At 40.5% G+C, this 11,567-nt stretch carries 7 protein-coding genes; 6 read left to right on the forward strand and 1 reads right to left on the reverse strand.

Features of this window, described 5'->3' with window-relative positions; all coding sequences use genetic code 11:
• The first annotated feature begins 97 nt into the window (after nt 1-97).
• Nucleotides 98-871 carry an IS21-like element helper ATPase IstB gene (gene istB, locus MHM99_RS19770; protein ID WP_222936755.1) on the forward strand — a complete coding sequence of 258 codons (774 nt, stop codon included), beginning with the start codon at nt 98-100 and terminating at the stop codon, nt 869-871.
• A gap of 67 nt (nt 872-938) precedes the next feature.
• Here istB and MHM99_RS19775 read toward each other — a convergent pair whose 3' ends face one another.
• Complete coding sequence (locus MHM99_RS19775; protein WP_239220365.1) at nt 939-2,087, reverse strand: hypothetical protein; 1,149 nt, start codon at nt 2,085-2,087, stop codon at nt 939-941.
• A 293-nt stretch (nt 2,088-2,380) separates the two neighbouring features.
• Here MHM99_RS19775 and MHM99_RS19780 point away from each other — a divergent pair.
• The 5 genes from MHM99_RS19780 to MHM99_RS19800 all read left to right on the forward strand — a co-directional run bounded on the left by MHM99_RS19780 (nt 2,381) and on the right by MHM99_RS19800 (nt 10,600).
• Nucleotides 2,381-3,555, forward strand: a protein-coding gene (locus MHM99_RS19780; RefSeq protein ID WP_239220366.1) for an IS3 family transposase whose coding sequence is annotated in 2 segments (ribosomal slippage) — nt 2,381-2,651 and nt 2,651-3,555 — 1,176 coding nt in all. Because the reading frame shifts where the segments join, the coding sequence is not laid out codon by codon here.
• Between the two features lie 283 nt (nt 3,556-3,838).
• The gene (locus MHM99_RS19785) at nt 3,839-4,489 is read left to right on the forward strand and encodes a hypothetical protein (RefSeq protein WP_187447910.1); all 651 of its coding nucleotides are present in this window, start codon (nt 3,839-3,841) and stop codon (nt 4,487-4,489) included.
• Between the two features lie 905 nt (nt 4,490-5,394).
• The gene (locus MHM99_RS19790; protein ID WP_343213294.1) at nt 5,395-6,423 is read left to right on the forward strand and encodes an IS66 family transposase; all 1,029 of its coding nucleotides are present in this window, start codon (nt 5,395-5,397) and stop codon (nt 6,421-6,423) included.
• 56 nt (nt 6,424-6,479) lie between these two features.
• Entirely contained in the window at nt 6,480-8,888 is a 2,409-nt protein-coding gene (locus MHM99_RS19795) for a hypothetical protein (RefSeq protein WP_239220367.1), read from the forward strand.
• The gene (locus MHM99_RS19800; RefSeq protein ID WP_187447942.1) at nt 8,888-10,600 is read left to right on the forward strand and encodes a LeoA/HP0731 family dynamin-like GTPase; all 1,713 of its coding nucleotides are present in this window, start codon (nt 8,888-8,890) and stop codon (nt 10,598-10,600) included. The genes MHM99_RS19795 and MHM99_RS19800 overlap by 1 nt, the downstream gene beginning before the upstream one ends.
• Nucleotides 10,601-11,567: the final 967 nt, after the last annotated feature.

Consider the following 11,567-nt stretch of genomic DNA (forward strand, 5'->3'; position numbering starts at 1 on the left):
TAGGCTCCAAGCTGAAAGTAAACCACCTCCGCAGCCATTTATTGGTGTGGTCTACAGAGGATTATGTCTTTTTAGAGGGGAAAATCCCTAGAACCCCATGATCAACCCGATCCCCGAACTCACGCCATTACTGAAACAACTGCGCCTCTCTGGTATGACGGACTCATTAACGATGCGTAATCGTGAGGCCATTGAACATCAACTCAGTTATCCCGACTTCCTGGCTTTACTGGTGCAGGACGAAGTGGCAAGGCGTGATCAGAAAAAGTATGCCACACGTCTGCGACGTGCCGGCTTTAGGAGCAATAAAACCCTGGAAAGCTTCGATCTGAATGCTAATCCCAATTTGAACCGCGCCTATATCAATGAACTGGCTGATTGCCGGTTTATTGATGAACATGTGGCGGTGCTGCTCGCAGGCCCGTGCGGCACGGGCAAAAGCCATCTGGCACAAGCCATCGGGCATTGTGCTGTACAAAAAGGCATAGATGTACTGTTCTTCACTCAGGCAAAACTGCTTGCGAACTTGCATGCAGCCAGAGCCACGAATACCTATGAGAAACGCTTCCAGACGTTAGCTAAAGTAGACCTACTCATCATTGATGACTTCGGTTTAAAGCCTCTTAAATCCCCTCAGGATGAAGACTTCCACGACTTAATCGATGAACGATATGAACAAAAATCTACAATCATCACCAGCAACCTGGACTTCAGCGAATGGGGTCAGGCATTCCCAAATAAACTGCTTGGTGCTGCCACGCTCGATCGGCTCAGACACAATGCCTATCGATTGGTTTTAGAGGGCGAAAGCTATCGCAAATTACGTGAGAACAAAAATCAGACTGGACGAGGAGAAAAAAGCAAGAAATAATCCCCCTGTTTGAGGGCGAAAATGACGGTTTAAAGTGGATCCATTACGCCGCAAATGGGTGGATCTATTAGGGTGCCAATCGACAATAGTATCCCAATAAATCTTCCCTGGATGTCCAGTTAGGTTTAACGGGCACAATAACGGATTTACCACCGACGGCTTTTGCAAATGACTTAACTAGGTTTGTCTTACCTGAGCCAGAGTCACCCGCAAGAATAATCAAATCTTTCGTTCTAAGCAGAGTTAGATAATTCTCGATAATATGGCGGGGATAGAGAATATCATTTTCAACCAGATGAGCTTGTATGTATGACACAGCGCGTTCGTAGTCGTTGCCGAAATCATCTCTAAAACTCAGCCCGTCTATCTGAGCGCCAGTAGCATTTGATTCAAGCAAGAAATTTTCGAGGTCGTCTTCGTCAATAAACTCAAATGTTTTTAGAAACTTTGCTTTATCGGAAACATAACTCTTGAGTCGTTTTATCTTCTGGTTCATTTCGACCTCAAATGTGGCTAGTTGATCTTGTAATTTAAGCAATGCATCTTTTGAAGCATGTTTTTCGGTTTCAATTAACTCAATAGAGTCTTTAAGTTGTTGCTCTTTTTCTGCAAGCGTGCGATTGAGTGTGATTGCGCTATCACGTTTAGATTCCTCTTCGTCGCGTTGTGCTTGCAGCAGATTCAATTCGTTTTCTGTCGCAGTCTTTAATTCATCTGTAGCGAGTGCTAATTTTTCTTGGATTTTGTTCAGATGAAAGTCATAAAGAGTCTTTGTGATGTGAAGTGACTTGTCGTCGGCGTTTAATATTTCAATGGAAGTGCCGCTGGGGAGTTCTTTGAGTTCAGAACAACTCCCTAGCTTGACGTTCATTTCAAAAGGAATTCGATGCTTTTGACGCTCTTTTTTGGGGGACAAGACAAGCTGGCACCTTATAAGCCTGCTATTTCTTCTATGCCCGTATTTAGAGGCGTCTTGAGGATGAACATAGAATTCACAATTGTTACTGTGCCCCTTCAGGGGATAAGTGAGAATAGTGCCACTACCAATAGCTCTTACGTTTGTGAGATACCCTTGGCTAACATCACCAAGTGGTTTAAGTTCTCCCCAAACATTAAATTCGGTATCGTCTAATTCCCAACGTTTTTGGAGAATACTTACTAATTCCGAATCAGTAAGTGGTTCAAGCTCGAACTCTTCATAATCGCGTATTTCCATTACTACTGCGAAATGTCCTTATTAATTGAATTTTTATCTATTTAGCGCACACTAGAGCAGGTATGACTCTGCCTCAAATGACTGAAAATCGTACAGTTTTATCGTATTGCGGACAATCATGGTATACGCGATGGAATGCAGATGTAAAGCTCTGAATTTTAACTGACTGAATAAAAAGCAAGGTTTAATGAGAGTTCATTGTCAGCATGAACGATTTCACTATATTTGAGGTGGTTTAATTGAGTTGACCAGTCCAGTTAAGGATATAATTGAACTTTAGCTGGAGAAAGTAAATGGCCGGAAGAAAGCGGTATACGAAAGAATTTAAACTGGATGCTGTGAGCCTGGTGCTAGATCAAGGTCACACGCGCTCTGAAGTCGCAAAAATGTTGGATGTGAGTCAGCAAATCATTGGCCGCTGGGTCAAAGAGTTTCAACAAGATGATGACGGCCATGCGTTCAGAGGAAACGGTAAACTGACGCCAGAGCAGGCAGAAATCAGAAAGCTGAAAGCACAGGTGAAACAGCTTGAAATGGACAAACGCATCCTAAAGGAAGCATCTGTATTCTTCGCCAAAGAAATGAAGTGAAATACGCGTTTATCGCCGAGCGAAAGAATACCTATCCTGTTGATCGGTTGTGCCGGTTACTAGGCGTAAAGCGCAATGGGTTTTATAGATATATGAAAACTCAACATCAACCTACAACGGATGATGACAAGCGAAAAGAAATAGTAGAATGGATGCACAAGATTGCCAAAGCCAGTGAGCATAGTTATGGCAGTCGACGAATGCAAAAAGCACTGAATTGTTTGGGCTACCCTATTGGTAGGCGTCTTACACGCCGACTGATGAAAGAAGCAGGCGTGCAAGTTCGCTACAAGAAAAAATATAAGGTCACGACAAACAGCAACCACACGTTACCAATATTTGACAATGTGCTCGACAGACAATTTGATGTTGATGCACCCAATCTAGCTTATGTGCAGGATATTACTTATATCTGGACACAAGAAGGCTGGTTATATTTGGCCGTTGTTATTGATCTTTACTCAAGGAAAGTAGTTAGCTGGAGTATGGGTTCAAGAATGAAAGCTAAATTGGTGTGTGACGCGTTAACGATGGCGATATGGCAGCGTAATCCAAAAGCGGGATTGGTTGTCCATTCAGATCGCGGTAGCCAATACGCTAGTGCAGACTATCGACGCTTGCTTAAAGGACACCAATTTGTTGGCAGTATGAGTCGTAAAGGTGATTGTTGGGATAATAGTGTGGTTGAGAGCTTCTTCGGTAGCTTGAAGCAAGAGCTAGTGCACTGGAAACAATACCAAACTCGTTATGAAGCACAGCAAGATATGCTGCGATACATCACAACATTTTATAATCCTGAACGGTTGCATTCGTATCTAGATTACAGAAGTCCAAATCAATATGAGGCGGACATGAAGAAATTGAAAAAAGTAGCTTAACTGGGTTGGTCAATTTTGGTTGACCACGTCAATTTGAAGTAGAATAATTACTGATGTTGGTGATTATATTGGTTACCTAAAAAGGCTGCGACACTAATTTAAGTTCACTACGTATCGACATATGTTGTTTAAGTTGACGGCTCTGTGCTTGCAGCCTAGGTTAGTTTAATCAGCATCGCCAAAAGCTAAATAAGCCACTGAGTTTATATTGAGGTGTGAGCAAGTATTTAAGTTCAGAATCCAACCATTAATTTAGCGAGGCTGATAATTTTAGGACAAGAGTATGAGCAAAAAAAGTTTGATATCACAGGCCTCCACCGCATTGTGCCTCTATCAGCTAGATAATAATGAGTCTGGCAATAATGAAGCACTCTCCCCCGGGAGTATTTTCCAAATGGATATTGCCGTTTCGCATTCTATGCCGTTGCCAGTTGAGATATTAGATTCGCAGGTTTCGGTGAAAATACCTGCAGAGCTTTTTGATGTGTTAGCGCGAGATTGGTGTGAAAAACGTGAACTAATCACAAACAAGTACACGCTAGAAGATATTCTTAGCCAAAACGATTTTAAGTGGCCAATAGGCGAAAAAGTACTCATTGATGAAGTAGCTGATGACTCTGTACTAAGTGAAAAAGCCATTGAGCATGATCAGCAAACAGGGGGAGCTGAAGCTCTTCAATATCAGAGTATATTTGCTGCCATTTCTGACGACGAAAATGCGGTAAAGACTATGCAAAAAAGCAGTGATGCTCTCTTAAAATTGCGAGAAATGGGACAGCAACTTCAAAGTGAATTTCCAATATTAAGCATTATAAATAACGAAGAAGAGCACCAAAAAGCTTTAGATATCATGGAACTTTTGTTAGAGGACTACGATAGCAACCTTTTGCTTATAGATGCACTTAGCTGTGCTATCACTCGATATGAACGATGAGAGCAGTTTACGCTATACAATTTAAAACAAGTTGACAAGGCAGAGTGTTCGCAGAAAAGGGCATCTTGTAAACTTAATAAAGCCACTTACGATGATACGCTGACACATCGAACAATGTGGAGCAATAAAAGCGACGGCACCTTGAGTGACTTAGATATCACTGATGCAAGGGCATAAAAAAACTGAATTATGAGTCACTATTTTAGCGACTTTATCTGCTATTTTTGATAGAATAAACCCTGTTTCCTCAAGGCTTTAAAGGCGATTTTACTGTGACTTCTTCAACGAATTATTTAGCTGAAATTGAGCAACTTCGCACTCAATTAACAGAGAAGGAATCACAGCTTCAATCTCAGTCAAACAAATTGCGCGTGCTCTCGTCTCGAGTTGACATTCTGGAAGAAGTCGTTCGCCACCTCAAAATCACGCGCTTCATGCCAAGCTCAGAAAAACCAACGTTAACCAGTTTTTGCAGTTCGATGAAGCGGAACTGTGCACTGCCCCTGAGCTTGAACAACACGAGAAAGACCAAGATAAAAAAACGGTCAAGAGAGCAGCAAAAAGCCTCGTGGCCGCAAACCTCTGTCGTCTGGCCTACCGCGTGAGCAAATCTTCCTTTACCTAACGGATGAAGAGAAGACTGGTGCGAAAAGTACCTTCTTCGCCAAAGTAAAAGAAGAGCTTGATATCGTGCCAGCAAAAATCCGGGGGTTGGAGTACATGCAAGAAAAGGCGGTGTTCGAGAGCATCGATGGTTAATCCATGGCGGCGGCTGCGCTGCCTAAACATCCGCTGCCAGGCTCTTTAGGCAGTACTGGTCTGATATCGCATGTCCTTACCGCCAAATATGTCGATGGTCTTCCGCTGTATCGCATCGAAAAGATGCTCAACCGTTACGGGGCTACATCTCACGGGCGACGCTGGCGAACTACGTCATCAAGTCCGCCAAGGTGTTTCAACCACTGATGAATTTGCTACGAGAGTACCAAAACAGTGGCGACATCGTCGCGATGGATGAAACCCGCATTCAGGTGTTGAAAGAGCCGAATAAAGCGGTCACTTCCGACAAATACATGTGGGTGTCACTGGGTGGGCCAGAAGAGCAGAGAAGTGTTCTGTTCCACTATGACTCGTCACGCAGCGGTGAAGTACCGATAAACTTGCTTGACGGCTTTAAAGGTTACCTGCAAACCGATGGTTATGCGGGGTACAATGCTGTGTGTGAGAAATACGGACTGACTCATGTGGGTTGCATGGACCATGCTCGTCGCAAGTTCGTGGAAGCGCAAAAAGCGCAACCTAAGGGTAAAAAAACGAAAATCAGTAAAGCGGACATCGTCCTTGGCATCATAAATAAACTGTATCGTGTGGAGCGCCAACTCAATACTTTTAAAGAGCAACAGTACGCAATGACAGCGGAAGATATCGTGGCCTACCGACAAGAGCACAGTGTTCCGCTATTGAATGAGCTGAAAGCTTTCTTAGAAAACAATCTCAGCAAGATCCCTAAAAATAGCTTAACGCACACGGCGATAAAGTATACGCTGAACCAATGGTCGAGGCTTGTGGTTTACTGTGGCGACAGCAAGTTTCGTATCAGTAATATTTTGGCTGAGAATGCGATCCGTCCGTTCGTGATTGGCAGAAAAGCATGGTTGTTCGCCGATACCCCGCAAGGGGCAAATGCGAGTGCGCCTGCTATGGCTTGGTGGAAACCGCGAAACTCAATGGTCTCGAGTCATACCAATACTTACATACCCTTCTTACTCAGTTACCATACGCAGAAACCGTTGAGCAAATCGAGGCGCTGCTACCTTGGTACATCAAAAACGATTAAATCACCATCATTATCCGCTCATGACCTTTTGAGTATTGAGCTGATACAAAAAACAGGTGATATTATACCGCAATTGCACTGCCATTTCTTAAGTTAATGGAATTGACTTAATGGTGACTTGTCTCGCGAGACTTGGACGTTAGTAGAATTAGAATGAATATCAAACTAGAAAACCCTAAAGACATTTACGACAAAATCAATATTGAATTGTTAAAGCTAGTCACTAGCTTATCCTTAGAGTCATCAGATGAATCACTCAACAAAGCACAAGAGGATGCACGCGATAAAATTGTTGGTCTTCAAGTTGAGTTAAAAAACAGACTGGAAGAACTTGAGCGAAACTCGGAGTGGAATACGTTTACAATTGCATTTTATGGTGAAACAGGTGCAGGTAAATCTACACTGGTTGAAACGTTGCGCATACTTTTAAACGAGCCTACAAAGCTTGAAAAGCGTAACGCATTCCGAAAACTCAAACATTCTTATGATCAGGCTATTTGTCAATTACCAGAGATAGAAGAAAAACTATCTACATTAGATAAAGATTTAGAGCAGATAAATGAGCAACTGAATTCGCTGTCCGAGCAATATCAAAGAGAAGAAAGTCAGTTGGAGCAGGAGTTTGAAGTATCAGAAAGAATACTCTGCACTGAACTTCAAAAAGCTGAAGAAGCGGCACAAGCTCGAAAAAGCGAACTTTCAACCCTTAAGGACAAAGTTGCCGAGTTACAGCGGTCAATAGTTCAAAAAAAGGCACAAGCATCACTGTGGCAAAAAATCGTAAATGTTTTCAAAAAACTACCAGAAGAGGACGAGTTTTTAACAGCTATCTCAAGTCTTCCAAAACTTGAAGATATAAGTGCCGCTGAGGAAGCAAAGATAGCCGCTGCACAAAACAGGCTGAGTGAGACACGATCGTTACGCGAAGAAAGGCACGCTGATTTTATAAAAAAGTTTGATGTTCCTATAAAGGCTTTGGAGCGTGAGAAAGGTCTAGTTGAACAAACCAAGAGCCTAGCAAGTCAACAACTTGAATCTGCTTCGAAACAAGTTTCTGCTTTAGAACTAGAGCTGAATAGTTGTGCAGACGGTGAAATTATTGGTGATGGTCGAGCGGACTTTACTCGTAAAACGTTAAGTTACTGCTTTGATATTGAACAGTGTGAATTTAATCTACTTGACGTGCCTGGCATAGAAGGTAAGGAAGGTCTTGTAGCTACTGAAATTGAAAAAGCGGTACAAAGTGCACACGCTGTTTTTTACGTAACGAATAAAGCCGCTCGACCGCAAACTGGCGATTCAGAACGACAAGGCACATTAGAAAAAATTAAAAAGCATTTAGGTACACAGACTGAAGTGTGGTCGATTTTTAACAAAAAAATCACGAATCCTAAATTTGCGTTTAAGAATATTGAGCTCTTAACCGACGATGAGCAAGCAAGCTTAGTTGATATGGATAACAAAATGGCTGAACAGCTTGGTCTTAATTACCAAGGCTCATTTCCTTTGACCGCGCTAACTGCATTTATTGCCTCGACCGATTTTTTTGCTCCAAATTCGGATATGTTGAGAAAGCGAAATAAATTTCTTGAAGATTTCTCAGCTGGGAGTCTTTTAGAACGTTCACAGTTAAGTGCTTTCATTCAGTTATTAAAAAATGAATTGTTACTTAATGGTCAGAGTAAAATAAAGAAAGCTAATTTTAATAAGGTTAAAGGTGAGTTAGAACGTACTACTCATTATTTAGATGATATTGAAAGAGTTTATAAAGTGGTGGCGGAGAATGTTAGTGGTAATAGTGAAAGTGCGTGCCATCAATTGCAAGCTAGTTATGCAATTTTAAACTCTCAACTGTATGGCAAAGGAAATGATCTTATTAGATCTGCTGTGCAAAATACCAGAAAGAATATATATAGTGAAATCGATAAAGATGTCAAAAATGAGCAGTTTAAAAAAAGCCTTGAAAGTCAAGTTGATAAATGTATTAACGACATTCAGGTTCAATTACCTAATATAATTGAAAAGTCTGTTAAAGAGTTTGAATCTTCTGTTGTGTCAATTTTTGAACGCTTTAGTGAGTTAAGTGAAGACTTTTTATCTGTTGCAGGCCAGCTTGGAAAAAGCAAACTTGACGCTAAGTTCAATATAAAACTCAATATGGATAGCGGGCTCAAAAAAGGTGCACTTTTGGGAGCTTTAATAGGAGCTGCGTTGGCCCCATTCACAGCAGGTACAAGCTTATGGTTAACTGGAGCAGCAGCGTTTTCTGCCGTACTTGCTTTTGGAAAAGCTACATGGGGTTATTTCAATAACGATTTCAAAATGTCTGAACAGAAAAAGGCTTCTGATACGAATCTACGTAATTTAGAAAATGAACTAAAAAAAGCGCTGCAAAACAGTCTAGACGAAGGTAAAAGCGATATGCAAGCTTCAATTTACAAGCTTGAAACTGAACTTAGGGCACCAGTAAAACAGGTGATAAAAACTAAAGTGTTACTTGAACGCTCGAATCAATCACTGAAATTACTTTCGAAACAAATTGATCATATTGGAGAATGTTAATGAAAAGGACGCTGGATAGCTTTAACGAGATCAAAGCACAAGAGATTAAATTACTAGAGCGACTAAAGTTATTTCTGGAAAAGGGAATAGAAATCGGCATTGAAATAGATCCTGAATTTATAAGTAAATTACAAAGTAATTTAAAGAAGGTAGAGGGTGATAAACTAAAAGTTGCACTTATCGGTGGCTTTTCGGAAGGTAAAACATCCATTGCAGCAGCTTGGATGGAAAAGCTTGATAAGTCGACAATGAAAATAAGCCATCAAGAATCGTCCAATGAAGTCAAAGTATACGAAGTAGGTAGTGACTTTGTTTTGATAGACACTCCTGGGTTGTTTGGGTTTAAAGAGCAAGTTAATGCAGATACGAATACCTTAGAAAAATACAAAGACATCACTAAAAAGCACGTAAGTGAAGCGCATTTGGTGCTTTATGTAATGAATTCATCCAATCCCATTAAAGAAAGCCACAAAGAAGATTTACAATGGTTGTTCCGCACGCTAAATCTATTGCCTCGAACTATCTTCGTGCTGAGCCGGTTTGATGAAGTTGCTGACGTTGAGGACGAGGTTGACTATCAGTCCAATTTAAAAATAAAGCGTGAAAATATAACTGGTCGTCTTCAGGATATGATTGAGTTAAGTCAAGAAGAATTAGAGGCATTATCCATAGTTGCTGTTGCTGCTAACCCCTTTGACCAAGGTATAGAGTATTGGTTAAGTAATATTGATGAATTTAAAGCACTTTCACATATTTCAAATTTACAAGAGGCTACCAACCATAAAATTCAAACATGTGGAGGAGTCGATGAACTAGATTATGATATGCGTTCTAGCATCATAAGTGATGTACTTTATAAGCAATTGCCAGTAGCAATTGAAACAGATGAAAAAGTATCAAAAGAAGTTGAAAGACTAAATGAATTGCAAGCTCGTCTAAAGGGCCAGTTACAAACTACTGAACATCAAATTAGCGTCTCTCGAACGAATTTAAGAGAATTTATAATAAGTTATTTTACAGACCTTATTATGCAAGTCAAAGGGTGTAGCTTGGCGACGTTTGCAGACTTTTGTGAGCGAGAAATTGGTTCAGAGGGAATTGTACTCAACCAAAAGTTGCAAAGTGAATTTGATAGGCAAATAGGGGCGATTACACTTAATGTCGAAAAAATGAACGCAAGTTTTGATGGGGAAGTAAATCATTTTAATACGACGGTGAGAGAGCTAGGTAAAAGTGGTATAAATCACGCCCTTAAAGGTAACTTCATTAACAATCAGACGGTCATTGCAACACGAGATGGTATCGTTTCTGTTGCTAAAACAATTGGCTTTGACATTGGTAAAGCTCTGAAATTCAAACCTTATGGCGCCATAAATTTAGCAAAGGGTTTAAACGGAGCATTAGCCTTTGCAAATATTGCGCTAGAAGTTTGGGATTCCTATGACCAATATAAAAAAGAACAGGAGTTCATTAAAGCTGTTGGAAAAATGGAAGAGGATTTCAATAAGCAAAGGAAAGAGTTGCTAGAGTTAGTTGGTTCTGATGAGTTTAAACAAAAGTTTTTCCCAACCTACATAGAGCTAACAAACAAGTTGCTCGAACTAAATGAGAACATTGCAGCGAGCAACGAACGTAAGAACCTCTTTGCAAATTGGCGTGAAGAAGCGCTTTTGATTGAAGGCGAATTCAAAGCTTTAGCGCAACAATACTAAAATAGACTGATAGTTTAAATTAGCTTCTCAATCTTGCAACCTCATAAAAAACAGCAAGTTGTATACTAACTAAGTACTCTTGCTGTTACCCTCTACACGCGGTTTTAGTCGGAAAACCCTCACTAGTCCCAAAACAGCTTTGAAAGTTTGTGTGATCTTCACCAGCGAAACTAAACACTTCACTAAGTAACTTTTGTCCAAGTATCTGTTACATATCACGGTACGCATAAATGTTGTCTTCCGACAACAACAAGGCTAAATAGCTTGATATTTTTTATGAAGAAAACCACAATTTCACTCAAGCTCCTTAAAGCTGGTTGAGCCTTTACGATATGGCTATCACATCGATAAAATCAATCAACTCAAAACAAGACTTAGAAAATGCACTCAAGCGTTTAGATGAGCGTTGTTCGCTCATAGCTGTCTGTCTGATGAAGTCCAAACTTATTCATCAAAATTGTAAGATCAGATATGAGCTAGTACACACTAGTGTGTTCAAGTAAAGAGACTATGGAGATTTTCATGAGTGTACATTTTATTATTGGCATAGCATTTGTTTCAGTTATTGCCGTTTTGTGTTTTGCTGTTTATATCGCTGCACGTCACGCGGATAAAAAATACAACAAGTCATAGTTTTAACCATTTCTATTCCTAGAAAGATTTTACCTTCTCTGGCGAGCGCAACACGCTATAGCTATACTCACTTAAGTAAGACTGTCCACTTCCCCTAAACGTCGGTGATGGTGATGGCGTTGTTTGTGAATAGTTAAGCATATAGATTCTTTTTAGATTACGTGGACAGGACGAAACATTCATCTGAATGTTCTCATCACATATTTAATTGAATTATCTGATATTATTTTAATCCTGCATGTTCCGGCCCATTCCGATCACCCATTTCGGTTCAATCCGATCACTGATTTCGGTCTAATCCGATCGCCTATTTCGGCGTTATCCGATCAAAAAT

The organism is Alteromonas sp. MmMcT2-2 (assembly GCF_022348305.1).
Lineage (GTDB): Bacteria > Pseudomonadota > Gammaproteobacteria > Enterobacterales > Alteromonadaceae > Alteromonas > Alteromonas macleodii.